Source organism: Paenibacillus sp. FSL R5-0519, assembly GCF_037974275.1.
GTDB lineage: Bacteria > Bacillota > Bacilli > Paenibacillales > Paenibacillaceae > Paenibacillus.
In genome coordinates this window covers 6,291,221-6,317,322 of record NZ_CP150234.1, presented here as the reverse complement: position 1 = coordinate 6,317,322, position 26,102 = coordinate 6,291,221, and the positions used below count along the sequence as shown (strand labels likewise).

22 protein-coding genes and 1 riboswitch are annotated in these 26,102 nt (G+C 47.0%); of the genes, 15 read left to right on the top strand and 7 right to left on the bottom strand.

All coding sequences use genetic code 11. The features are described 5' to 3' along the window. The first annotated feature begins 1 nt into the window (after position 1). From MKY73_RS28450 to MKY73_RS28440, 3 genes are all read left to right on the top strand, one after another. Entirely contained in the window at positions 2-1,597 is a 1,596-nt protein-coding gene (locus MKY73_RS28450) for an ATP-binding protein (RefSeq protein WP_339304774.1), read from the top strand. A gap of 1 nt (position 1,598) precedes the next feature. Further along, complete coding sequence (locus MKY73_RS28445; RefSeq protein WP_339304773.1) at positions 1,599-2,297, top strand: response regulator; 699 nt, start codon at positions 1,599-1,601, stop codon at positions 2,295-2,297. Positions 2,298-2,406: 109 nt separating this feature from the next. Continuing rightward, positions 2,407-2,796, top strand: a complete 390-nt coding sequence (locus MKY73_RS28440) for a tautomerase family protein (RefSeq protein WP_339304771.1) — start codon at positions 2,407-2,409, stop codon at positions 2,794-2,796. 109 nt (positions 2,797-2,905) lie between these two features. Here MKY73_RS28440 and MKY73_RS28435 read toward each other — a convergent pair whose 3' ends face one another. Then, positions 2,906-4,159, bottom strand: coding sequence for an ATP-binding protein (locus MKY73_RS28435; RefSeq protein WP_339304770.1), 1,254 nt, complete (start codon positions 4,157-4,159; stop codon positions 2,906-2,908). Next, positions 4,152-4,835, bottom strand: a complete 684-nt coding sequence (locus MKY73_RS28430; RefSeq protein WP_339304768.1) for a response regulator transcription factor — start codon at positions 4,833-4,835, stop codon at positions 4,152-4,154. The genes MKY73_RS28435 and MKY73_RS28430 overlap by 8 nt, the downstream gene beginning before the upstream one ends. A gap of 121 nt (positions 4,836-4,956) precedes the next feature. Here MKY73_RS28430 and MKY73_RS28425 point away from each other — a divergent pair, with 121 nt between their 5' ends. The 3 genes from MKY73_RS28425 to MKY73_RS28415 are packed head-to-tail and all read left to right on the top strand — an operon-like array spanning position 4,957 to position 7,150. Beyond that, on the top strand, positions 4,957-5,454 hold the full coding sequence (locus MKY73_RS28425; protein WP_339304766.1) for an FMN-binding protein: 498 nt from the start codon (positions 4,957-4,959) through the stop codon (positions 5,452-5,454). 23 nt (positions 5,455-5,477) lie between these two features. Then, positions 5,478-6,371: an FAD:protein FMN transferase gene (locus tag MKY73_RS28420; RefSeq protein ID WP_339304764.1), complete on the top strand. Its 894-nt coding sequence runs from the start codon at positions 5,478-5,480 to the stop codon at positions 6,369-6,371. Beyond that, positions 6,368-7,150, top strand: coding sequence for an RnfABCDGE type electron transport complex subunit D (locus MKY73_RS28415; RefSeq protein ID WP_339304762.1), 783 nt, complete (start codon positions 6,368-6,370; stop codon positions 7,148-7,150). The genes MKY73_RS28420 and MKY73_RS28415 overlap by 4 nt, the downstream gene beginning before the upstream one ends. 106 nt (positions 7,151-7,256) lie before the next feature. Here the strand turns inward: MKY73_RS28415 and MKY73_RS28410 are convergent, their stop codons facing one another. After that, positions 7,257-8,558 carry an alpha-glucosidase/alpha-galactosidase gene (locus tag MKY73_RS28410; protein ID WP_339304760.1) on the bottom strand — a complete coding sequence of 434 codons (1,302 nt, stop codon included), beginning with the start codon at positions 8,556-8,558 and terminating at the stop codon, positions 7,257-7,259. 204 nt (positions 8,559-8,762) lie between these two features. Here MKY73_RS28410 and MKY73_RS28405 point away from each other — a divergent pair, with 204 nt between their 5' ends. The 6 genes from MKY73_RS28405 (at position 8,763) to MKY73_RS28380 (ending at position 15,130) form a co-directional block, all read left to right on the top strand. Next, complete coding sequence (locus MKY73_RS28405; RefSeq protein ID WP_339304759.1) at positions 8,763-9,590, top strand: AraC family ligand binding domain-containing protein; 828 nt, start codon at positions 8,763-8,765, stop codon at positions 9,588-9,590. Positions 9,591-9,687: 97 nt separating this feature from the next. Beyond that, a riboswitch (cobalamin riboswitch) is annotated at positions 9,688-9,881 on the top strand. A 165-nt stretch (positions 9,882-10,046) separates the two neighbouring features. Then, positions 10,047-10,985, top strand: a complete 939-nt coding sequence (gene nikB / locus MKY73_RS28400) for a nickel ABC transporter permease (protein ID WP_339304758.1) — start codon at positions 10,047-10,049, stop codon at positions 10,983-10,985. Continuing rightward, positions 10,986-11,819 (top strand): nickel transporter permease, encoded by an 834-nt coding sequence (gene nikC, locus MKY73_RS28395; protein ID WP_339304757.1) that lies wholly within the window; start codon positions 10,986-10,988, stop codon positions 11,817-11,819. Positions 11,820-11,833: 14 nt separating this feature from the next. Further along, positions 11,834-13,426, top strand: a complete 1,593-nt coding sequence (locus tag MKY73_RS28390) for an ABC transporter substrate-binding protein (RefSeq protein ID WP_339304756.1) — start codon at positions 11,834-11,836, stop codon at positions 13,424-13,426. Continuing rightward, a complete protein-coding gene (locus tag MKY73_RS28385; protein ID WP_339304755.1) occupies positions 13,426-14,223 on the top strand; it encodes an ABC transporter ATP-binding protein in 798 nt (265 codons plus the stop codon). The genes MKY73_RS28390 and MKY73_RS28385 overlap by 1 nt, the downstream gene beginning before the upstream one ends. Continuing rightward, entirely contained in the window at positions 14,213-15,130 is a 918-nt protein-coding gene (locus MKY73_RS28380; RefSeq protein ID WP_339304753.1) for a dipeptide/oligopeptide/nickel ABC transporter ATP-binding protein, read from the top strand. Before MKY73_RS28385 ends, MKY73_RS28380 begins: the two co-directional genes overlap by 11 nt. Before the next feature lie 168 nt (positions 15,131-15,298). Here the strand turns inward: MKY73_RS28380 and MKY73_RS28375 are convergent, their stop codons facing one another. The 4 genes from MKY73_RS28375 to udk all read right to left on the bottom strand — a co-directional run bounded on the left by MKY73_RS28375 (position 15,299) and on the right by udk (position 21,368). Next, positions 15,299-18,238, bottom strand: coding sequence for a DUF5704 domain-containing protein (locus MKY73_RS28375; protein WP_339304752.1), 2,940 nt, complete (start codon positions 18,236-18,238; stop codon positions 15,299-15,301). Between the two features lie 448 nt (positions 18,239-18,686). Then, entirely contained in the window at positions 18,687-19,958 is a 1,272-nt protein-coding gene (locus MKY73_RS28370; RefSeq protein WP_339304750.1) for an S-layer homology domain-containing protein, read from the bottom strand. A 336-nt stretch (positions 19,959-20,294) separates the two neighbouring features. Next, complete coding sequence (csaA, locus tag MKY73_RS28365) at positions 20,295-20,624, bottom strand: chaperone CsaA (protein ID WP_339304749.1); 330 nt, start codon at positions 20,622-20,624, stop codon at positions 20,295-20,297. Between the two features lie 111 nt (positions 20,625-20,735). Beyond that, entirely contained in the window at positions 20,736-21,368 is a 633-nt protein-coding gene (gene udk / locus MKY73_RS28360; RefSeq protein WP_017691162.1) for a uridine kinase, read from the bottom strand. Between the two features lie 322 nt (positions 21,369-21,690). Here udk and MKY73_RS28355 point away from each other — a divergent pair, with 322 nt between their 5' ends. The 3 genes from MKY73_RS28355 to MKY73_RS28345 all read left to right on the top strand — a co-directional run bounded on the left by MKY73_RS28355 (position 21,691) and on the right by MKY73_RS28345 (position 26,102). Continuing rightward, positions 21,691-22,527 (top strand): PRD domain-containing protein, encoded by an 837-nt coding sequence (locus MKY73_RS28355; protein ID WP_339304748.1) that lies wholly within the window; start codon positions 21,691-21,693, stop codon positions 22,525-22,527. 138 nt (positions 22,528-22,665) lie between these two features. Further along, positions 22,666-24,594 (top strand): beta-glucoside-specific PTS transporter subunit IIABC, encoded by a 1,929-nt coding sequence (locus MKY73_RS28350; RefSeq protein WP_339304747.1) that lies wholly within the window; start codon positions 22,666-22,668, stop codon positions 24,592-24,594. 50 nt (positions 24,595-24,644) lie between these two features. Beyond that, positions 24,645-26,102 carry a family 1 glycosylhydrolase gene (locus MKY73_RS28345; RefSeq protein WP_339304746.1) on the top strand — a complete coding sequence of 486 codons (1,458 nt, stop codon included), beginning with the start codon at positions 24,645-24,647 and terminating at the stop codon, positions 26,100-26,102.

Genomic DNA, 26,102 nt, shown 5'->3' with positions numbered 1-26,102 from the left:
GATGTTGTCTGGACGAATAAGAAAAGAAATGCAGGCATCCCATGGAAAACGGGTTCCGGCATATGTATGGGTGACGCTCGGGGTGACGCTGCTAACCTTGCTTCTTCATGCCATTGGCATGAGTGGTGATCTGGTTAATGTAGCGCTTGTATACCTGTTCCCCGTTCTTGTGAGTGCTGTGTATTGGGGAATGGGGCCGGCTGTATATGCCGCGAGTTTTAGTGTCATTATGTTTGACTTCTTTTTTGTACCGCCATATCTGAGCTTTACGGTTGAGGATTTGAGATATCTCATCTCTTTTGCCGTGTATCTTGCTGTGGCGATCCTGACAGCAAGTCTTGCAGGTCGGTTGCGACAACAACTGGAGAGGGTAAAAGCACGTGAAGCCACAACTAACTCCCTGTACGCATTGAGTCGTCAGATGACAGCCATTACGGATCTGAATACGCTACAGGTGAATATAGCAACCCAGGTTTCGCTCACCTTGGCCAAACCAGCAGCGGTGTATCTTCCCGATGGTCAGGGGGACCTACTGGTTACAAGCTCTTCTTCACCCGCATCAGAAGGAGAAAAGGATAGCTGGGGGGATGGAGAGTCGGAGATTGCCATTGCCAAATGGGTGTATCATCACGGACAGATCGCAGGTAAAGGATCATCCACTTTGCGGGAATCTCCCGGGCTATATGTACCTCTGCGCACAGAGGAGCAGATACATGGCGTGCTCGCCGTGAGCATGGACGCTGGTGAGTCTCATGAGCAGCAAGAGCAGCTTCGTCTGTTGGAGGCGTGCGGTGGACTGGCGGCAAGTGCCATTGCCCGAGTGAAGCTGACGGAAGAGGCCCGATTGGCGCAGATCACTGCTGAATCAGAGCGTATACGCACAGCGCTGCTGGACTCTGTCTCTCATGAATTGCGTACGCCCCTAACTGCCATTATCGGTTCGGCTACGGGATTGTTGGAGAATGATACTCTTTTTACACCCGAGGATCGGAGAGAATTAACAGGCAACATTCGGGATGGGGCCTTGCGCATGAATCGTCTTGTCACGAATTTGCTGGGTATGGTTCGGCTGGAGAGCGGCATGTTGCAACTGAACCGGAAATGGTGTGACGTGGGAGACATCGTTAGCGTTGTACTGACACAGGTTCGGGAATTCAGTCCACATCGCAACATTCAAGTTGAACTGCCTGATGATCCGGCCTTCATCTACGGGGATGAAGTATTGCTGGAGCAGGTGCTGGTCAATATCGTCAGCAACGCCATCAAATATTCGCCAGATGAGAGCCAGATCGTCATCACTGTGACGAGTAATAAGAGTCCAAGTCAATTGACGATCTGGGTAGCTGATCAAGGTGTCGGTATACCGGAAGCGGAAAGAATACGTATATTTGATAAGTTCTATCGCTCAGAGTCTACTCAGCATGTCACAGGAACAGGGCTTGGTCTGGCGATCTGCAAAGGTATTGTGGAAGTCCACGGAGGTACCATTGTGGCAGAGCCGAATCCGGGCGGGGGAACGAGAATGCGCATAGAACTCCCCATGGAGGCTCACGGATCGCGGTTTCCCTATTCAGAACAAGGAGAGGTTGAAGAATAACATGAACGCACCACTAGGGGCTCGTATACTGGTGATCGATGATGAGCCGCAGATTCGCAAATTGCTCAAGGTCACTCTTCAGGCACACCAATTCGAACTCCACGAGTGTGGAGAAGGCGAAGAGGGTGTTATTCAGGCGAGTATTGTACATCCGGATCTGATCATCCTTGATCTCGGTTTGCCAGGCATGTCTGGCATGGAGGTACTTCGCCGCATTCGCGAATGGTCGCAAGTCCCGATCATTGTGCTGACAGCGAAGGATCAGGAGGGAGACAAAATTGCCGCGTTGGATGGTGGTGCAGATGATTATGTGACCAAACCGTTCGGAATGGGTGAGTTGGTCGCCCGTATTCGAGTGGCACTGCGCCATGTAGCCAAAACGACGGATGAGCCAATACTGCGCTTTGGATCACTCACAATTGATCTGGCCCAAAGGCAAGTCGAACTGGAGGGGACTTTGGTCAAATTAACCCCAACTGAATATGAGATGCTGAAGGTGCTTGCCTCCAATGCAGGGAAAATCATCACTCAGCGCCAGCTGTTGCAGCAAGTATGGGGAGGGCATCATCATGAGTCCGACAGCCATTATCTGCGGGTATATGTGGGACATCTGCGCAAGAAATTAAATGAAGATCCAACCAAGCCCCGATATATTCAGACGGAGCCTGGCATTGGTTATCGCTTTTTGCTACAGGATTAAGCTGAATAGTAATGCGTCAACTCCAGCGGATTTGGATATAAATTGGACATACTATGCTGAAGTACAGTTACTCATACAACAACATGAAATTGCACAGGAGGGTAAGAGGATGCCATTGTTACGTTTTGATGTAATTGAGGGACGGAATCCGGATGCATTGAAACAATTGTTGGACGTGGCCCATCAGGCTATGGTGGACGCATTCGAGGTGCCGCAGCGGGACCGATATCAGATCGTACATCAGCATTCTGCACACGAGATGATTATTGAAGATACAGGGCTGGGTTTGGAGCGCAGCCGAGATATAGTCGTTATCAGTATCGTCAGCAAAGAACGTACGCCGGATAAGAAACAAAAGTTATATGCTTTACTTGCCCAGCGACTGGAGTCGGAGTGCGGGTTGTCTCCCCAGGATCTGATGGTATCCATTACTGAAAATGGAGAAGCGGATTGGAGCTTTGGCATGGGAGAAGCACAATTCATAACAGGCAAGTTGTAGCCATATATGGCGGAGGTTGCGTTAAGCCTCCGACTCTGATTACTCGGAACTCTTGAACAGGAGTTAGCTGAACGAAACCTTGATGGGGGTGCGTTCGGCTATTTCCGGTTTATCCTTTTTTACGTGGGAAAAAGAGTTCGACCTCTGTACCTTGCGCAATATCGGAATGCACGCGAATCGTTCCATTGTGGGAGTCGACGATCCATCGAGCAATCGATAAGCCCAGGCCTGTCCCGCCTTCTAGACGAGACCTTGCCTTATCTCCACGATAGAACCGTTCGAAAATATAAGGCAAATCGGTTTTGGATATACCTATACCTGTATCTGTTATGCTGATATGAATATCATTGGACTGGATACGTCCCAAAATTCGAATATGCCCGTCCGTAGGAGTATATTTCAGAGCATTATCCAGGAGAATGATGAATAACTGGCGCATCCGGGCACGATCTCCACACATCCATAGCTGCTCATCTACTTTCGTCTCAATCCGGATGTCCTTGGTTGCAGCAAGCAGTTGGAACTGTTCTGCCAATTCAAGCAGGACCTGATCCGCTTGAATCATTCCCGAATCAATCTGCAACTGGTTGGAATCGGTGCGAGCGAGTGTGAGCAAATCATCCAGCAGCTTGCTCATCCTTTTGCTTTCCTGAAGAATGACAGCGATATGAGGACTCTCCTCTTCGATCGACCGATCTGGATGTTGAAGTAACAACTCTGTTTCGGCTTGAATGATAGCTGTCGGTGTTCGCAGTTCGTGGGAGGCATCGGCAACAAAACGCTGCTGCTTCTCCCAAGAGTTGCGTATCGGTACAAGCGATCTCCCTGCCAGAAATAATCCGGCAATAAGCGATATGACTACACCCGCTATAATCCCCATTGCAAGATCACGCAATAGTGAGTGAAGTGTATGAGTTACATCCTCCAAACTTCTGACAATGGTAACTGTTACGTTATCGTTATTCCTTCCCTGTCCGAGGAGTTGGGTCTTAAGAACCCGGTAGTCATGATCATTGAAACTCAAAGTATGCGGAGATTGTTCATCCTCCAGGATCCAAAAACGCTGTGCAATGACTGAAGTGAATGACTGTCGCGGCGATTGACCCAACAATCGTCCCTTGTGATCCCAGAAAAGATAAGTCGTTCGCTCGTCTTGTTGTGGATCAGTATGGGGAGATTCCAGCAGTTCCTCCAGGCTGTATACGGATTGAATCCGACTGTTAGCCTGTTCTAAAATCTCATCCATATCATGAAACAATCGGAATCGCATGTGAACGTAAAGCAGAGAGCTCAGTACAGTAAGTACAAGAAGGAACACAACGGTGTTTAATATAACCAGTCTTCGGCGGATATGATTAAACATGCGGCTCACCCTTGAATAAATATCCGATACCCCGTACTGTTCGGAGCGAATGATCCGCATCTGTATCGGCCAGTTTTTTTCGCAGGTGATGAATATACACGTCTACTGCACTGGTTGCTGATCCGGAGTTGAAGCCCCATACGCGGTCAAATATTTGTTCCCGGGTCAGAATTTGGTCCTTGTGACACATGAAAAACTCCAGTAGTTGATATTCGGTTGCTGTTAAGTTCAGCAGGTGATCTCCGTTATAGGCATCTTTGGCGGAAGGCACCAGACGGATCGGTCCCCATACCAAGTCTCCTTCCTGTCCAAGCGTACCGCGCCTTCTTAACACTGCCCTTGTACGTGCCATTAATTCCGAAACAGCAAAGGGCTTGATAACATAGTCATCTGCTCCTGCATCCAGTCCGGCTACCCGATCCTCGACTGCATCTCGGGCAGTCACCAGAATAATGGGAACCTTATTAGACTGGGACCGTAGCTTTTTCACAATATCGACACCGCTCAGACCTGGCAGCATGACATCCAGAATAATCAGGTCGTGAATAGCCTGCTCGGCCAGGTAATACCCTTCATCCCCGGTTTCCACACCGTCGGTCACAAATGATTCGTGTTCAAAAATATCAACAATCACTCTCAGCAGAGATGGATCATCCTCCACAACAAGAACTCGCATCAAGCTTCCACCTTTCACCATGCCTGCAACATATGGATTTTAAGAAAATTTAAATAATTCGCTCCTATACTGAAATTATTGACATAGATATACTACGCTCATGCGGACTGGAGGAATATAGATGGCGAAGATGGACAAGAAATGGGTCATATTATGTTCGGCTGCAGTGGCGGCCGTCTATACAGCAGGATTTTATACAACAGAGACGGAGGCGATCGTGCAATCGCCATTACAGCACAATCAAGGTAACACTCTGACAAATCGTGTGTCAACCAATCACAATTACGATACATCCAATACTGCGGCTGTGCAGAATGAGACTAGTTCGGCAACAGAGGACCAGCAAACGAGGATGTATCAGGACGGAAGCTATGAAGGAACAGGCAGCAATCGACGTGGTTCCATTCAAGTGACGGTTACGATCCAAAAGGACAAAATTACAGATGTGGAGATCAGTCAGTTTGCAATGCACTATTCCGAGCAGGATGTCGTGGATATGCCGGATGAAGTGATCCGCAACCAGAGTGCGCAGGTGAATAATGTTTCGGGGGCCACTTACAGCACCGAGGCATTCTCATCTGCTGTACAGGATGCGCTGGATCAGGCAAGGAACGCATAATGATGAGAAAAAGGAAACTTTTTATGGATACGGTGGTCGATATCCAGGTGGTGACAGGGACAGACACAGGTACAGAAGAACGAAATCACTCGCCTGAAAAGTTGGAAGCACAAATCGATCGTGCGTTCGATGCCTTTCGGCATGTGGAGCAGGCATGCAGCCGATTCAGTCCGGACAGCGAATTGATGAGGGCGTGCAGGCAGATTGCAAAACCGGTTCGAATCAGCCCGTTTCTGTTTGAGCCGTTGAAGCTGGCTTTGCATATGGCTGAATGTACGGATGGTTTATTTAATCCAACGGTTGGCAAAAGGCTGGAGAATTACGGGTTTAACCGTCATTATCTGACGCAGCAATGCATGAACAGCGCGGTTACGGATTCTGTGAATTACCGTGACATTGTACTTGATGAGTCCGATCAGACTTTGCTTCTGCATAATCCCATGGTAATTGATCTGGGCGCGGTAGCCAAAGGGTTCGCCATCGATCTCGCTGCACATGAATTACAGGAGTTTGACGGATTTATTGTGAATGCAGGTGGTGACATCTATGCAGGTGGAGTGAATGAGCAAGGTAAGCCTTGGGAAGTCAGTATACAGCATCCTACACATCCTGAGGAAATGATCTACTCCCTGACTCTTTCAGATCAAGCCCTCTGTACTTCGGGCAGTTATGAGCGAAGGAGTGCCATAACCGAGGGTGTCCATCATCTGATTGATCCCATAACAGGACGTTCACCGGAGACGTGGATTAGCTGTAGTGTAATTGCACCGTATGCGATGATGGCTGATGTTTTTTCAAGCGCGGTCATGTTGCAGAGAAAGGAAGCCGGACTACAGTTGATTCATCAGACGAACGTGCAGGCCATTCTCATTACTCCGGATTTACAAGTCGTTCGAGAAGGAGGTATAAAGATATGACTTTACAACAGTGGATAAAATCACCCAAAGGTTATGTGGTCATGGTCTTGACAGCCTATCTTGTTATTGCCTCTCTGGTAGCATTTGATATTAAGGGCATTGTCCATGGTGTAGTCGCTGTAGGTGTAGCTGTCGTTGTAGACATGATGTTTGGTCTCGTGAATCAAAAGAAGAGAATTACGCCAGATGGGGCATTGATCACAGGTCTGTTAGTGGCCCTGATTCTGAGCACTTCCGTTTCATGGGGTATTGTAGCTGCAACCGTAATTCTGTCGATTGTATCGAAGTATGTGTTGGTCTCGCGGAAGAAACCGATTTTTAATCCGGCAGCACTGGGACTGATGCTCTCGGTTATGATCTTCGGGGCGGGTGAAAGCTGGTGGGGTGCTTTTGGCGATCTGCCTATTTGGATGATGGTCTTTTTGTTGTTAGGTGGATATAGGGTTACAGGACGGGTCAACAAGTTCCCTCAGATTTTTTCATTTCTGGGAACCTATTTCGTCCTAATGCTGGTGATGGGATTATTGCACACTGGTGATGCAGGAGATGCACTTCGTGCTCCATTTATCAATGCGGTTCTCTTTTGCGGATTTTTTATGGTGACCGATCTACCAACGTCCCCTGCCAAAACGAAAGATCAATTTGTATTCGGAATTCTTGCAGCCTCGGTAGGAGCTCTGATATATGGATTATTTGGTGGGCTGATGTATCTGTTCGTTGGGTTGTTATGTGCTAATTTATATCATTTTCTGCGTGTGCGTTTTGCCATGTTTGCATAACGATTGGTCAAAAGCGCCGTTCCTAGTTTTCTAAGGGGAACGGCGCTCATTTTGAATTTAAATTTTCTATCACATAATATCAGCGCTTATCATTCAACGGGCCTAATTATGACGTGTATTTTGGCAACCAGTCGCCGTGAGCTTCAATCAGCTCATCACACATCGCTACGATGTCATCGATAGACAGCTCGGCAGCCGTGTGTGGATCAAGCATGGCGGCGTGGTAGATATGTTCTTTTTTGCCCGTGATTGCTGCTTCAATGGTCAGCAGTTGCGTGTTGATATTTGTCCGGTTCAATGCCGCGAGTTGTGGAGGCAGATCCCCAATGTAGGTAGGACTGATTCCTGATCCATCGACCAGACAAGGTACTTCGACACATGCCTCACGCGGCAGGTTCGTAATCAGTCCGTTGTTCATGACGTTACCGCCAATCTTGTACGGGTTATTCGTCTCCATGGCTTCAATAATATGCGATGCGTATTCACGGCTGCGGGTATGTTCAATATTTTCGCTGGCAAACAGCTTGGTACGCATTTCTTTCCAGCCTTCAATCTGGTTCACACAGCGGCGTGGATACTCATCCAATGGAATGTTGAAGCGTTCAATCAGCTCCGGGTAATTCCGCTTGATGAAGTAAGGGTGGTACTCGGCATTATGCTCGGACGATTCCGTTACATAATAGCCAAATCGCTGCATTAATTCATAACGAACCATGTCATCATGCTGTTCTTTCTGCTTTTCCTTCGCCAGACGTTTAATCTCGGGGTACAGATCCTGCCCGTCTTTGGTAACTTCGAGCAGCCACGCCATGTGGTTGATCCCTGCAATTTTAGCGACAACACCTGTCTGATCGATCCCCAGTGCATCAAACAGATGTGGTACACATACCTGCACACTATGACACAAACCTACGGTTTTGATCCCGCCATGCACATTCATGACGTTGGTAAGTACGGCCATTGGGTTGGTGTAGTTCAGGAACCATGCATCCGGACATACTTCCTGCATATCCCGGGCAAAATCCAGCATAACCGGAATAGTCCGCAAGTTACGGAAAATTCCGCCGATACCGAGTGTATCTGCAATCGTTTGACGCAGTCCGTATTTCTTCGGAATCTCGAAGTCCGTAATGGTACATGGATCATATCCACCGACCTGGATGGCGTTGATGACATATTTGGCCCCGCGCAGCGCTTCTTTGCGGTCCTGATATACGTTTACGACGCAACGACTTCCGAGTGAACGTGCCAGACTGGTCAGCAAACGCTCGGAATCGCTCAGACGTTCAGCATCGATATCGAACAATGCCAGCTCAAAATCCTGCAGTGCTTCGGTCATCATGACATCACCCAATACATTTTTGACAAAGACGGTGCTTCCCGCACCGAGAAACGTAATTTTGTTCATCTTAAGTTAAGCCTCCCTGAAAAATGTTGTACCCCAACTATAGGCCGATTCGGCACATATAACTATGGCTCAACCCCTCTCAAACATGGCATAATCCCATTTTTGTTTCCGTTTTCAACTAATATTTATGTCCTTTAGCTGTTATAATTTAATTAGATATACAGATGGTGAGCCTCGGAAGGAAACAAGGAGGGAGGGCATAAAATGAGAAAAATAGAGATGAATGTGGTAGCCACGGACTGGACACAGATGGAACTGGTCTTGTTGTTCTTCGGGTGGGAGGCGTGTGAACCCGCCCATTATTGGGGACCGGGTGTACGTGATTCCTATATTGTGCATTACATCCATGAAGGACGGGGCATCGTGTACATGGGGGATCAGGAATACAAGCTTAGCGAGGGACAGGGTTTTATCATTTTCCCGGATACGCTTATTCATTATGAGGCAGATCCCAAGGAGCCCTGGACGTATTCGTGGTTCGGCTTCAAAGGTGTACAAGCCAAAGCATTCATGCAACGTGCCCAGCTGAGCCCGGAGCGCCCGATATATGATGTCCATGATACGATTACGATGGAACAGTTGTATACGGAGATGGTCCAAGCTTCCACGCGACCGGAAGGTGATGTGTTGAACCAAAGTTTCTTGTACCGCTTGATGGCAGAATTAATCTCTTCTTCACCTGTGAAGGAAGACGTCGGGCAGCTCCTTTCAAACAAAGAAACATACATCCGGCAGGCGGTGCAATTTATGGAGAACAGGTACAGTCAGCGAACTTCCATTCTGGATATTGCCCAAGCTGTGGGGTTGGATCGCACGTATCTATCAGGATTGTTCAAAGAGCGATATGGCATGTCGCTGCAGTCATTTTTTCTGGAGTACCGTATGAATCGTGCTGCCGAACTTCTTCAGAATCCAGGGCTGTCGGTCAGTGAAGTGGCCCATTCTGTCGGTTATACGGACCCATTATTGTTTTCCAAGATGTTTAAGCGTGTGACGGGCGTATCTCCGAAGAGGTCGAGAATCCGCGATTAGACGCACCTAGTGTTTCAAATTTGAAAAGAAAAGCTTTGATCATTAAACGTCGTCCCGCTATACTGATACAGAAGTGATATGAATTGAAGTAAGTTCAATTGAATATGTGGAACTTGGTGCTTCGCCCTTCAGGGTGAAAGCTTAATAGGGAAGTCCGGTGTAATACCGGCGCGGTCCCGCCACTGTAACAGAGGAGTCAGGTAGCGATAATCCACTGGTTTAAGCCGGGAAGGAGCTGCAAGTGACGATGATTCTGGAGCCAGGAGACCTGCCAGGTTTAACAAACACAGTAGTACCCTACGGGAGATAGGAAGGTGTTTAGAGAGCATGATTTTTTCTGAAAATCTGTTTATTTAAGGCGTCCTCATCCAGTACACGGAGAGGGACGCCTTTTTTGCTATGGACGGAGAACATCAGAGCACATACATAAAGTTTTGGGGAAGGACGTTAGAGCAATTGAGCAGATATATCGTTAAACGATTATTACAACTGGTAGTCGTATTGTTCGGCATTACGTTCCTGACGTTCCTGCTAACCTACCTGTCTCCTGGAGATCCAGCCAGACTTATGCTTATGTCTACAGGGGTAACGCCATCCGATGAGCTGGTCAGGCAGGTGAGGTCTGAGCTTGGATTGGATGAGCCTTTTTTCTACCGCTACGGGACATGGTTGGGACAGGTGGTAACTGGAGACTTCGGTACATCATATAAATACAATCGTCCAGTACTGGACGTGCTGATGGCACGGCTCCCGGCAACGCTTTGGCTAACAGGAAGCGCCATGGTTCTGGTTATTCTGGTTTCCTTTCCACTGGGGATGCTGTCGGCTGTCTATCGTAACCAATGGCTTGATCACGTCATTCGTCTGTTCTCTTTTGCCGGATTATCGATGCCCAGCTTCTGGTTGGGTATGCTGCTCATGTTGGTCTTCGGTGTACAGCTGAAGCTGCTGCCGGTAATGGGTAATTCCGGATGGTACAGCCTGATTCTGCCTGCATGTACTCTCGCGATTCCACTTGTTGCCCAGTACAGCAGACAGATTCGTGCGATCCTGCTTGAGGAGACAAGCCAGAACTATGTGATCGGAGCCAGATCCAGGGGTGTGAAGGAGTCGATCATTATTTTGCGTCATATTCTCCCGAATGCCCTGCTGCCGATCGTTACCCTTATGGGTATGACAACAGGTGCTTTGTTAGGTGGTGCAGCGATTGTGGAAAGTTTATTTGTGTGGCCGGGCGTTGGACAGATGGCTGTAGATGCGATTTTCACAAGGGATTATCCGCTGATTCAGGGGTATGTCATCTGGATGGCAATCATATATGTCACCCTGAATCTGCTGGTTGATATATGGACTCATCTTCGTGATCCCCGAATCCGACTGGATGTGGATATATAGATGAGAGCCTTCAGACTGGTATTACTGCAGAATCGCTGGTTCACCTTCCTGCTGTCTCTGACCGCCTTCTGGATTATTCTTGCCATGGTTGCACCGCTGCTTGCACCACAAGACCCACTTGCAACGAACTTTACCAAAGTGTTGCAGCCATCCAGCGCCGAGTATCCTCTTGGAACCGATCAACTGGGCCGATGTGTATTATCTCGTCTTCTGTACGGTGCACGTACCTCGCTGCTGCTCACCTTTATGATGATTGGCATCGTGTTTGTGTTAGGTGTAACGATTGGAGTCATCGCCGGTTTCGCTCGGGGGGTGACGGATATGGTGCTCATGCGCCTGTCTGATACATTAATGGCATTTCCGGGGCTTATTTTTGCGATCGCTGTGGTGGGGATGCTTGGGCCGGGATTGTTCAATACGGTTCTGGCACTGTCGGTTGTCTGGTGGGCGAAGTATGCAAGAATGGCCAGAAGCCTGGTGATTTCCCTTCAGCAAAAGGAGTATGTCGCTGCCGCTGCTTTCAGCGGAGCACGTAAAATACAGATCATGGGCAGGACGATCCTGCCCAATATGATGTCTCCAATCATCGTCATGGCGATGATGGATGTGGGTGGTATGATGCTGTCCATCTCGGGCTTGTCCTTTCTCGGGCTTGGCGCGCAGCCTCCGAACCCCGAGTGGGGGGCCATGTTAAATGAAGGCAGAAGATATCTGCAGACTGCACCATGGCTGTTGATATATCCGGGTCTGGCGATATTCAGCACCGTAATTATTTTTAATTTACTGGGAGACAGCCTGCGAGATGTGCTTGATCCCAAGAAAAATACAGCTTAACTGGAGGAACCGGAATGAAGAGGAATTTTCAAAAATCAATGTTGCTCACCCTCATATCCATGTTGGTTGTGTTCTTGCTTGCAGCTTGTGGCACTGCCAATAATCCCTCGACCTCGTCTGGTGCAACGGAGAAGTCGGCGGCTACGGACAAGGGTACGACAAGTGCACCGACTCATCTGAATGTGGCCCTGTTCTGGCTTGGCAGCAGTCTGGACCCGGCAGAAGAATGGAATGGCTGGACGCTGACGCGAGCAGCGATTGGGGAGACACTGATCCAGTTTGACGAGAATATGAAGCTGGTCCCTAAAATTGCAGATACTTGGGAACGAGTGGATGACACGACTTGGCACTTTCATATTCGGGAAGGTGTAACTTTCCATAACGGAAATAAGGTAACTGCCGACGCAGTGAAAACATCAATTGAACGCTCCATTGAGTTAAACGAGAGAGGACAAGCGACTGTACCCGTAGCCTCAATGACTGCTGAAGGACAAGATCTGACGATTACAACGACAGAGCCTTATGCGTCCCTGCTTGGCAATATCGCCGAACCACTTTTTATCATTGTGGATACGAGTGCAGATACATCCAAATTCAAGAGCGAGCCGATTGCTACCGGACCATTTATGGTGACAGGTTATACGCCGGATCAGGAGATCCAGGTGAAAAAGTATGACGGGTACTGGGGCGGTGCGGCAGATGTAGACACATTGACGTTGAAATATATCAAGGATGATAGCACCCGTGCCCTTGCCCTGCAGTCTGGAGAGATTGATGTAGCCAGTAACGTGGGACGAAGCAGTCTGGCATTATTTCAGGACAAGAGTCAATACACCATTGATGAAATTCCTAGCCTGCGGACCCAATTCGTATGGTTTAATACAACCAATCCGCTGTTGAGTGATCCGGAGGTCCGCCGGGCAATCTCATATGGTATTGACCGTGAAATGTACGCCAATACGCTGGTGGGCGGTCAGGCTGCCAAAGGGCCGTTCACATCAGCGCTGCCTTTTGGCTATGACAAGATCAAAGGATATGATTACGAACCGGAGAAAGCCAAACAGCTGCTGGATCGGGCTGGCTACAAGGATGCAGATGGCGATGGCATTCGTGAAAAAGATGGCCAGAAGCTGTCGCTACAGCTGATTCTGAACTCCGCCTACGAGTCTGATTCGATTGTGGCTGCTGCAATGCAGTCCCAGCTTAAAGAGATTGGCGTTCAAGTGGAGATGACCTCCTATGAGGACCTAACCGATCATCAGAAGAGCGGAAATTACGACCTCGCTTTGACCAGTATTAATACAGGCATCACGGGTGACCCGCAGTATATTCTGGATTTCTACTTCATGACGGGTGCGGAATGGAATGTGGGTGGATATAGCAATCCGAAGCTGGATGAGGTAATTACTCGCCTTCATTCCGAGTTTGACGTGGAGAACAGGTATGCCCTTGCAGCAGAGGCACAGCAGATGATTCTGGATGATGCAGCCTATATGTTTTTGACCTATACCCCGATTAATATTGTAAGTAAAAGTACCGTGCACGGCGCGACGATGTATCCCATCGACTTCTATCTACTGGATCGTAATATTAAGGTTGGGCAGTAATGGAGCCCTTGCTTAGTATCAATCATCTGTCCGTAACCTACAAGGGGGATTCTCTGGCTCTACGGGACTTGTCCTTCTCCATGAATAAGGGAGAGATTATCGGGATTGTAGGTGAAAGTGGTAGCGGAAAGTCGACACTTATTCGGGCTTTGCTTGGCCTGTTACCTGAAGGTGGTCAATATACCGGGGGAGTGATCTCTTTTCAGGATAAAGTGCTATTACGTGAGTCACAGTCTGATTGGGGCGGAGTACGCGGAAAGCGGATCGCTATGGTGTTTCAGGACAGCGGGTCCTATCTTAATCCAATTCGCAGTATCGGCAGTCAGTATATTGAAGCGATTCGAACTCATTTTACCGTATCCAAAAAAGCAGCTTATACCCTGGCTGTGAGTATGCTCGCGGACATGGGATTGCAGGATCCCGAACGAATTATGCGTTCTTACCCTTCGCAGCTCAGTGGAGGCATGAAACAGCGAACAGCGATTGCCATGGCGATTACGATGGAACCAGAGCTTCTGCTTGCGGATGAGCCGACCAGTTCGCTAGATGTGACGACACAGAATGAAGTGATGCACCGATTAAGCGAGCTTCGTTCCCGTCAAGGGACAGGCATGATTATCGTAACACACAACATTGCTGTTGCAGCTCATATGGCAGACCAAATTGGTGTGATGCAGGATGGTGCATTGGTCGAGATGGGAGATACTTTCCGCGTCATATCCGATCCTCAGCATAAATACACTCGCAAGCTGCTGAGTGCTGTACCTGAATTGGAGGGGAATGTTCATGGTTCATAAGGGGTTACCGATTCTGGAACTGAGAAATCTGTGCAAAACCTATGAGTTAAAGGGGCACAGGGCAGTGGATGCACTGAAATCTGTCCATATGCAGCTGTACCCCGGGGAATGTCTGGGGATTGTCGGGGAGAGTGGTAGCGGGAAGAGCACCCTGGCCAGATGTGTAACCCATTTGGATCGAGTGACTTCAGGACAGATTCAATATCGTCAACAGGATATTACTCGATTGAATGGGAAGGCGTTACGCCAGCAACGAAAGCAGATCCAGATGGTTTTCCAGGAGCCTTCGGCTATCTTTAATCCGCGAGTGAAGGTTGGAGCATTTATTCGGGAGCCACTCATCAATTATAAAATAATGAAGGGCCAACAAGCGGATCGGGAAGTGCTCAGGCTGTTGGAACGGGTAGGATTATCTGCCGCTACGGCGGATAGATATCCGCATGAACTGAGCGGTGGAGAGCAGCAAAGAGCAGTCATTGCTCGTGCGATTGGAGTAGAGCCAGACATTATCCTGTTCGATGAAGCCACCTCGGCACTGGATGTTTCCATTCAGCAGCAGATCCTGGATCTGTTGGTGGAGTTGAGAAAGGAAACAGGAATCTCATCTATTTTCATATCGCATGATCTTGCAGTGGTGCAACAGATCAGTGATCGGATTGCCGTGATGTACCAGGGTGAGGTGGTTGAGGTTGTGGAGAGTTCACAGCTGACCAGTTCAGCGAATCATCCCTATACCCGGAGCCTGATGGCCTCGCTGTTGTCCGTAAGAGAAATGAAGTATAAGATGCAGGAGCGGTACGAGGAACTGGAGCAAGAAGAAGAGCAGGAGCAGGAGAAGGTGGAGGAGCAGGAGCAGGAGCAGGAGCAAGAGCAGGTGGAGGTTTTTCAGGAAAGTCTGTCAGGATGAAACCGATGACGGTTTTTCGTTATGGGCTGATTAGATTATACCGATAGAATGATGCGAAAAGGGTTATCCAAGAAGTCCACAGATGACTTTTAGGGTAACCCTTTTGTTGTATAACAGGAACGTTGTGTGTAGTTGGGACGTAATCGTTTTTTATGGGGTGATCCCGAACTAGTGTGGTACCTGGGATTGGAAATCGTTCCGGCTGGACTGATCAGCATGGTAAAAGACAATATCACCATCCTGCAGAGGCCAGGTTCTGCCTTGGACGTCTGATGGCGTTTTGTTGAAACCTTCCATCTGCCATTGATTCATCAATGGTGCATGAATGTATTGCAGATGGGGTGTCTCTGTATTTCCATTTCGAAGGCTCTCCATGTTGAAGTTGACCACGATATAACCATTCTTCAGAAAAATATTCGATTTCTCATCCAGCTGATTCTGTCGGGCGAGGGGCTCCAGATCAGTACCTTTTGGTACGGCATATACATCCGCAGGCAAGCTGTACTCCCCGTACCAGCGCTGGATTGCTGCATTAGCTCGGTCTACATTGACCCCGGAAGGAATGTTCATTTTGGGTCCAATGAGTGTCCGAATTGGAGCAGACAGGATCATCCAATCATAACGACCGACCCATGTTTTTTGATGGGAAGTCTGATCGACCAGTTGAACCATATGTTCCGCCAACGTACGCTGGTTGCGTTCTTCCGCTGACAGTTCATAAGTGTACTGATAACGTGCGGTATCGCCTAACTCTGTGCCGGGTACATTTCGAAGACGTGAATTCAGGACAACAAATCGTTTCTCCAGATCCTGTGCCGATCCGATGCGAATCAGGCGTTCCTGGCCACGATGATAGTACAGATCTACTTCTTGCCGGGAAGAACCGTCTTTACTCACAAAAGCAAAAGTGGGTGTAATTCGAATACCATCCTGTTTGCCAAACATATTGCCCTTGGTCTTCAGATCGAACTTGAAATGGTACCCTGTTTTTACAGTTGCGTTAGCGAATCCCTGCACCGGATGGCTTCCTGGTCGAATGGGTAATACAAATGGAGCCAGGTTACCCCGTAGATCACCATCGATGCTATTCATTCCAGCCCAGTAGCTAAGGCCCGTTGATTCGGGACTGCCCAGTCGCTTGCGAAAAACATTTTCCCAGTTGTAATCAGAGATATCCGTGACGTGAAAATCATATAACCTTCCGATGACATCTACCGGCACGGTGTCTGCTGCAACATGATGCGCCAGATTAGTATTGGCATCCTGTTGCTCGGTAAAGTTTGCAGGTGCATTCTCTGCAATATTGCGGAATACAATGTCATATTTGCCTTCGTCTACCCATACAGGGAGATAAAATGTGGTGTCCAGTTGATTGACCGGAATATCGACCCATGTCTTGGCAGGGATAAACTGACTCCGGTCTGCATTGTAGACATCAAACGGAAATTGCACCTGTTTGATGCGATAATATTTGGCATAATCACGATTTCCATAACCAGGATAACTCGCTGCGTCCAAGTGCTGTCCTGATGTCGGAATTCGCACAATGAACGGACGTTCCAGAATGAGTGCAGCGCTGGTTGGGTCGGGTATGGTTTTCTGATTATGCGGCTGATCATCCGATACCCAGGCGTAGTTGACGACAGGGGTATGTACGGTGACGGTGTTGATGCCGTTAATCGGTAATATTTTATTGGCACCACCATTCACGTTACCGGGTAGCAAATCATAATAGATCTCGCCCGAACTCGTTGTATTGGCTTTATTCAGCAAGGAATTGTTGATCATGTTGCCCGGTTTGTACAACACATCGCGACCAATTGTCGTTGGATTGGGAATGTTGGATGGAGTTGGGCCATCTTTGGTTGTTTCCACATCATTCATGATGGTTGTGTTGTTGAATTTCACTAGATCATTATTCACTTTACTTTGAGGTGTGTTGGTTTCAGCCATCCCTTTTAACCGTGATGTATCATCAGGCACGGTGGGTGGTTGGTTCAAACCACCTGTTAATTTGGTTGGAGTATATGAAATTGAAGTGGTTTGCCCTGGTCGTACATGGCTTTCCACAGATTCATCATTTTTAGACTCCAGTGTTGGTGGTGTGTAACCTGATGGATTCATCGTAACGGTCTCACCGGGCAAAGCGTAATTGTTCATGGTTGCTTTAGCGATCTTGTATACTTCCAGATTATTAATTTTCCAGTAGGAGTAGTCTCTTGTGATCTGGAAGTTGTATGGCTTGGGTACCGTGTCGTTCGCAGGTACAGGTGTCCCTGGTCTACAACCATCATCATCACATTCCTCTGGTCCAGGTACTGTCCACTCTCTGTCGTAAGAGATGGTGACATTACAGTTGTATGTAACTTTACCGCTCATTTTCGCCCAAGCTTGTTTAAATAGATAATTGTCAGCAAAGGCATTTGTGTAGAGTGATTCGGAAGTGGGTATTCCTTTTAACACATTGAATGTCTCATTATCTCTGTTATCTGACTTAATAACACCGTTGGCACTTGGATCGAGATCATTTATGCTCATGATGGTTCCAGCAGAAGGTGGTCCAATCGTTGGTGTGCAGCCTCCACCGCCTCCGTTACCGTCGCCCTCGCCAGTACCTGGGTTCTCTTCAACACCGATGCTTGTTGTGGTAGTTAGCTCAAAATCATCCTTCTTCCATAATACGGTGATGGTTGTAGTTCCTCTGCTAACGGCTTGAACTAATCCGGAGTTACTAACGGTAGCGACACCAGGATTGGATGATTCCCATGTCGTTGTACCCCCGCTGCCGGTGTTTACATTGGTCTCTGCTCCAAAGTTTCCATCACCATTTTTCGTTTTGACCGTTGCATTCAATTGTTTGGACTGGTTCAAGCTAAGTTGCCCGCCAGCGGAGAGGTTGATCTCTTTGGTTATTTCAGCTAAAGCACTCCAGTATATATCGGTATTAAATACATAGTCAGCAGAGTATTTAGGTGGATTATAGGGTCTGTGACCTATTGGTTCAATAGCACCTCCGATTTGAGTTGTGAATTTAACCGTATCACCGTCAAATGATTCCACACTAACCAAGATTGGTTTGCCTGGTGAGTAATATTGCGTGTTATCCATATACATGGGCTTTAACGAGATGGAAGTTAAATCACTTCTAGAATATCTCTGACCTGAACGATCAAAGTACTCAGAGGGTTTGTAGCTTGGTGCATCTAGTGGGAGATTTACGCAAACTAATGATGAGTTTGGTTTGTTAGTATCGGGGTTATTGCTTAATGTTTGGCCGTTGCATTCTCCATCTACACTCCATCTTAAATTATCCAGCTGGTAAACATAAACACCGATATTAGACATTCCACTACCCTCAACGGGTATTATTTTTTTCTGCGACTTTGCAGGTGATGAAGGTACTATATGTGAGGCTTCTAAAACAGGTTTTGTTCCAGGCCCCCCTCCAGCCAGAACTACTAGAGGGGTTGGGAACATTAAGCATAGTATTGTATATCCTATTAATAACTTCTTTGATAATTTATAGGAACGCACATTGGAACACCCTTTTCATATTTTAATTTGGAACTACAGTATAGATTGTTCCATCTTTGAGCGTCAGGCGAACTCCAGGATTTAGTGACTTGTCAAAATGTAAGAGACCATCAGCCCAATAGACAGGTTTTTTTTCGATAAACACGCCTTTGGGTCCGAGTAAGTCATTTATATGTTTGAGTCCATACTCTTTAAAAGCTTTGGTGCTTGGAGAAGTTAGGGCATTAATACTTGGGGAATTGATAAGACTCCCAGCTTGCAGTTGGTTCATAGAATTTTTAATGCTAATATCAAACTCTGTAAAAGAATAATAAGCGCCTCTGAGTAATCTATCTTTCTCATCAACAAAAACAGGATAGTAGATACTTCTCTCAGTTTCTTTCACATATGGATTCACAATGATCCAATTCTTGACCTTTAGATATGCATAATTCGTTACTGTAACTAATTCTTGATTACGAACTTTCGCAAAATCGCCAGTAACTTTGCTGTAATCATACGATTCAGAAAATTTTTCTGGTCCCGCTTTCTGATACTTAGGCGCAATAATACTCAAATTCGTCCCCGTCAAACCCACGGCTCGCAGCTCATTCAGACCCTGGAAATCAGCAGGCTTTGTCTTGGCAACGGCTGCATAACGGGCAATTAAAACAGCAACCTCCGCCCGTGTTGTCGTACGATCGACGCCAAATGTTTTATCGGTTGCTACACTCATCAGTCCCGTTCCCAGTGCAACGGCGACTGCATTTTTTTGAGCGCTTGCGAGTTTACCTGTGAAATATTCCTTTGCAGGCACAACGGTGTTGGTCACATCAGAGAGTGCTTGTTTGTACTCAGGATCAACCACGGTTAGCCCTTGCGTCAGCCAAGTCGCCATCTCGCCTCGTTGAAGAGGGCCTTGTGCATCCAATTTTCCCTTGTAATTAGAAGGGCTGATGAAGCCTTTCGCGATAGCAGTAGAGACGCCGCTTTTTGCCCACTCGGGCATGTCTGTGAAATTGTTTGATTCTTGTGTCGATGCATTAGGCTGGTCGGATAAACGTCCCAGGATACTTGCCATTTCAGCTTTGGTAACGGGTGAACTTGGTTTAAAAGTCCCGTCGGCATAGCCCTTGAAATAACCTTGTTCCACGGCCGAATTAATCGCTGAGGACGCCCAGTGTGTAGCCGGAACATCTTTGAACTTCGTTGTGGCTTGAGCGGCTTCTACAGAACTACCAACCCCTCCAAAACCTACGATACCCCCTGTTAATAAAGCCAATGCGGTTGCGCCGGAAATCATCATTTTTTTCATGAATCTTACTCCTCTCCATTATCGTTTTGGTCTTTGGTATGTACGGGTTAGGCTACTAGATACTAAATTTGTAATAATAATCAATATTCTACCATGTATAACTAGGCTGTTGGTATGATTTATCAATATGTTTTCTCCTCTCCACACCACTCTTACTAATTCTCCAGACCTATATTCCCTCAAAAAAACACAAAAAAAGGCCACGAATCCGCAGATTCATAGCCTTATGCTTTAAGGTCTCTAACATATGTAGTTCCTTCACAAACAATCAATACATCAAGAATACTCGATTTCCAAACATTTGAAAAGCCCATATTCTTCTTATTCAATATAAGGTCAGGCTATCGGTGTTCCATTAGGCAATATGCTATCTGGTGTGAGCAAGACTACATCGCCTTCACCAGGCACGCCGCCCAGCACAAGTACTTCAGAGACAAAACCGGCAATCCGGCGAGGTGGGAAATTAACTACAGCAACAACCTGTTTGCCGATGATCATGTCAGGCGTATATCGTTGGGTAATCTGAGCACTGGAGCGTTTAAGACCAAGTGGTCCGAAGTCGATCGTCATTTTAATAGCGGGTATACGAGCCTTGGGGAAGGGTTCGGCTTCCACCACTGTACCAACCCGGATGTCATGCTGCATGAACTCTTCAAAAGTAGCCATAGGGAGAGATCTCCTTTCAATTATGGGAATTATTATACATGGAAAATGAACAAAAAATCCAGATTACGCTGTATCGTAACCTGGATTTCTGTTGTGCTGTTTTGCAGCAAATTAAGCGCCGTTCCAATTTTCCCCGGTGAGATATTTCTCGGTGAGGATGGATAACATCTGAATACCTACTTCATTATGTCCGCCTTCTGGAATAATGATATCGGCATACTTTTTGGATGGCTCGATAAAAGCATCGTGCATTGGTTTTACCGTTTCGAGATATTGTTTGTACACGGATTGGATCGTGCGTCCGCGTTCTTCAATGTCCCGCAGTACTCTGCGCAGAATTCGCACATCGGAGTCGGTATCAACAAATACTTTGATGTCCATCAGACTGCGAAGATGTTCGTCAATCAGCACATGCAATCCTTCTACAATGACAATATGGTTCGGTGCCAGTTCAACCGTCTCATTAGCAGCACGGTTATCTATGGTGAAGTCATATACGGGAGCATATGCCGCTTGGCCTTTTTTCAACAAAGTGAGATGCTCAATCAACAGGTCATTATCGAATGCAAATGGGTGATCGTAATTGGTGAGTCGGCGTTGCTCAGGTGTGAGCTGCGACTGGTCTTTGTAATAATTGTCTTGGGATATAAACGTGACTTTACCTGATCCCAGACGGTCGATGACGGAGCGAGCTACCGTCGTTTTACCGGAGCCGGTTCCTCCGGCGATACCAATAATGAGCATGGTTGTTCCATAAGCCTCCCTAGAATGGCAGCATAATCATGGATAAAGAGCGCTGTTCCACAATCGATTCAGCGCCTTTACCCACATGTCTGTCTGTGAATACACAATTCCTTCATTGTACCACAGCGCTTTGCTTTTTTCATCTGCTATGGAGAGGGATGTATTCCCTAGGATTGCATGATTGACTTTTTCGAAAACAGCACTATAATAAACTTATATTCATAACACGGACTGTTACTGGGGAAACCAGGCATGACCGAATTCGATTGCTTAACTGTAATCGCTTTCGGTCTTTTTTTATTTCTGTTGGGGGGTGAGAACATTGAAGGTTATCAAGAAAGTAAACAATAACGTGGCCATTGCTATTAATGAACATAACGAAGAGGTATTTGTTGTAGGTAAGGGTGTAGGATTTCTGAAAACGCCTTATGAGCTGACGGAGACGGACTTGGTGGAGAAAATATTCGTAGCTCCGAAGAACATTCGGATGTATGATCTGCTGAACAGTATCCCAATTGAGGATATTTATCTCGCGGAGGAAGTCATCAAGCTGGGCAGTCAGATCCTGAATAAAACTTTTAACCCGAATCTGCTTCTCACCCTGTCTGACCATATCAGTTTTGCATTAACCCGAACCAAAGAAGGCATACGTATCAAAAACCCACTGGAATGGGAAGTGCGGACACTCTATCCGGACGAGACCCGGGTGGGAGAGGCTGCGCTGAAGCTGATTCAGGAAAAAACGGATATCGCTCTGCCGACAGCCGAAACAACACTGATTGCTCTGCACTTTGTCAATGCCCAGGTGGGCTCAGGAGAGATGAGTGATACCACCAAGGTAACCACAGTTACGGGCGAGATCCTGTCGGTGATCAAGTATGCGCTCAAAATTGACTTTCAGGAGGACTCCATCCATTTCATGCGTTTTGCCACACATATCCGGTACTTCATTCTGAGGCAGATGAGTGGTAAATCGCTCAAAGACGAGAATGAATCGCTTTTCCTGATGGTGAAGGAGAAGTTTCCGAAAGAACTCGCTTGTGTGGAGAGGATTGCGGATTTCCTGAAAAATAACTATGGCTGGACCTGTTCGGATGATGAAAAGTTATATCTGATTCTGCATATCCAACGATTGATTTCGAATGAACCCACGGAATGAACTAGCGAAGGAACTAACCGAATAATCCATATTGGACTGTTACTGATTCGATCAGGCATGACCAAGCGTAGGGAATGACGATTCCCCGGCTTGGTCATTTTTTATATATCCAATTTATTGATGTAGAGGAGAAGAGTCATGAACAACAAAGACTTGGCTAAAAACGTACTTGATCTCGTTGGCGGCGAGCAAAATATATCGGGTCTGACACACTGTGCAACCCGCTTGAGATTCGTATTGAAGGATGACAACAAAGCGGATCTCAAATCGCTGGATCAGCTTGAAGGCGTGCTTAAGGCACAAAATTCCGGGGGACAGATTCAGGTTGTCATCGGCGCTAAGGTAGATGCAGTCTATAGCGAATTGAAAAATCTGACCTCTGACCATATTGGCGAACTTACGGATTCTACAGACAGTGGATCGAAAAAGAGACGCAACCCCGTTAATATCGTGCTCGAAACCATCGCAGGTATATTTACGCCTGTTCTGCCAGCACTTATAGGTTGCGGGATGATTAAATGTGTGGCTACCGTAATTGCTGCACTTGGATGGTTGGAAGGATCAGGGTTCATGAGCATCATTAACATGATTGGCGATAGCATCTTCTATTTCATGCCGTTCTTCCTGGCTGTTAGTGCTGCCAATCGCTTTAAAACCAACCCTTATCTGGCGGTTGCTCTTGCTGCAGGGTTGATGCATCCCGTTATTCTGGAGGCCGCCTCCAAAATTGCTGAAACAGGTGTGAAAAGCATAGACTTTCTGGGCATGCCGATTCTGTTGATGAAATATTCCTCATCAGTTATTCCCATCATCCTCGCCGTATGGATTATGAGTTACGTATATCCGGTTGTAAATCGGGTTGTCCCGAAATTTCTGCAAGTCCTGATTACACCAATGATTGTGCTGTTTATAATGGTCCCACTCGAGCTTATCATTCTCGGACCCATTGGTTCTTATATCGGTAATTGGCTTACGGATGGAATTAACTATTTATACGGCACTGTTGGTGTTCTGGCAGGTGCGATTCTTGGATTCTTCAAACCGATTATGGTTATGTTTGGAATGCATTATGCGATTATGCCGATTCAGATTCAACAGATTGCTACTATAGGTTCCACCATGCTGTTGCCAGCTTCTTTGGCTGCCAATCTGGCACAGGCAGGAGCGGCATTCGGTGTATTATTTCTCACCAAGAATAAAACAATGAAATCTGCAGCTGGTTCCAGTGGTTTGACCGCATTATTCGGGATCACCGAACCTGCCATTTACGGTGTCACGTTAAGATACAAACGACCATTCTTTGCTGGCTGTGCTGCCGCAGGTCTGGTAGGCGGTTTTTATACTTTGGTTGATGCAAAAGCAACTGCCATTTCACTTCCAGGTGTACTCTCTTTGGGGACCTATACAGCCGATCGGTATATCTACATCGTTATTGGCTGTATTGCGGCAGTTGTACTCGGTTTTGTCTTCACGCTGCTGGCAGGCATCAAGGAAGATTCAGATGGAAATAAATCGAAACAGCAAGCTACGGATAAATTTAATGAAAATTCAACGTCCGCTGCCACAGAGGTAACTTCAGCGTCAGCAGTATCACTGACATCCACATCTTCTGACATGCTTATCGTTAGTCCAATGACAGGGGAGATCAAACCGATCTCTGAAGTGGAGGATCAGGCGTTTGCTCAAGAGTTGATGGGTAAAGGTATTGCAATTGTTCCAACAGAGGGCAAGGTTTATGCTCCGTTTGACGGAGTAGTCGAGGCACTCTATCGCACCAAACACGCCATCGGATTGAAGGCAACGAATGGTGTTGAGATTCTGATCCATATCGGTGTGGATACCGTTAGTTTGAAAGGGAAATATTTTAACGCTCACATCGAACAGGGACAGACCATCAAGGCTGGCGATTTATTAGTGGAATTTGATCCAGAAGGCATTACGTCAGCAGGATATAACACCATTACATCCATTGTCGTTACCAACATGCAGCAGTATGGGGACGTACTGACTACAGCGACCAGCGGCCCGATCGGGGAGAGTGAAGCGTTGATCAAGCTAATCCCCTAGAACCTTAAATAAACCATTTAAATAACACGTAATAACAGGAGGAAACTAAAATGACTCATTCTAATTTTCCAAAAGATTTTTTGTGGGGCGGGGCGCTTTCTGCCTGTCAGGCTGAAGGTGCTTATAATGTGGATGGCAAGAGCCTGACCATTCCAGAAGTGATGAAGTTTAACGAGAAGAACGACCGCAAGGTGACCAAGCAGATCAGGGTGAATTGGGAGATGATTGAAGAGGCCCGGAACGACCCGGATACGGTTAAATATCCGAAGCGCCGGGGAATCGATTTTTACCATACTTTCCGTGAGGATATCGCTTTATTTGCCGAGATGGGCTTCAAAGTATTCCGTTATTCCATTTCATGGGCCAGAGTATTTCCAGGTGGCGACGATGCTGCTCCGAATGAAAAGGCACTCGAGTTCTATGATCAGGTTATTGATGAATGTCTAAAACAGGGCATGGAGCCCCTGATTACCATTAGCCACTTTGATACACCGATTGTACTGATGGACAAGTTCGGAGGATGGTACAACCGCAAGTTGATTGACCTGTATGTAAACTATTGTGATGTGCTGTTCAAGCGCTACAAGGGCAAAGTGAAATATTGGGTGACGTTCAACGAGATCAACATGAGCGTGAAGGCATCGGCCAAGACGCTGGGAATCATTGATTATGATGCGCCGAATTATGAGGAAATGCTGTTCCAAGGGCTGCACCATCAATTTGTAGCAGCGTCCAGAGCAACCAAGATGGCTCATGAGATTGATCCGAATAACCAGATCGGAAGTATGGTGGCTTATTTTACAACGTATCCGTACACATGCAAGCCGGAGGATGCACTTCAGATGCAGCAGGATGATCAGATGAAAAATCAATTCTATTTGGATGTGCTCAATAAAGGCGAGTACCCTTACTATAGTAAAACGTACTTCAAAAACAAGGAGATCCAGTTGAACATCGAGGACGGTGATCTGGATAATATTCGCGCACATACAGCTGACTTCGTGGGGATGTCGTATTACAACTCCATGATTTCCAGTAGTGATACCGAACAACTTGAATTAACAGCCGGGAACGTACACAGTGTCTACAAAAACCCGCATTTGCCTGCAAATGAGTGGGGTTGGCAGATTGATCCCATTGGCCTGCGGTATACGTTGAATCTCGTCTATGATCGATATCAAAAACCGGTCTTCATTCTGGAGAACAGCTCAGGCTTCTACGACAAGCTGAATGAGGACGGAACGATCAACGACCCCTACCGAATTGATTTTCTGAGCAAACATATTGAACAGATGGGACTCGCCATTGCGGATGGGGTCGAAGTATTGGGTTACACGATGTGGGGACCCATTGACATGATCAGTTCAGGGACTTCGGAGATGAGCAAACGGTACGGATTTATCTACGTGGATCAAGATGACTATGGTAATGGTACGCTGAAAAGATATCGGAAGGATTCGTTCTTCTGGTATCAGAATGTGATCCGTACCAACGGAGCAGAACTGTAA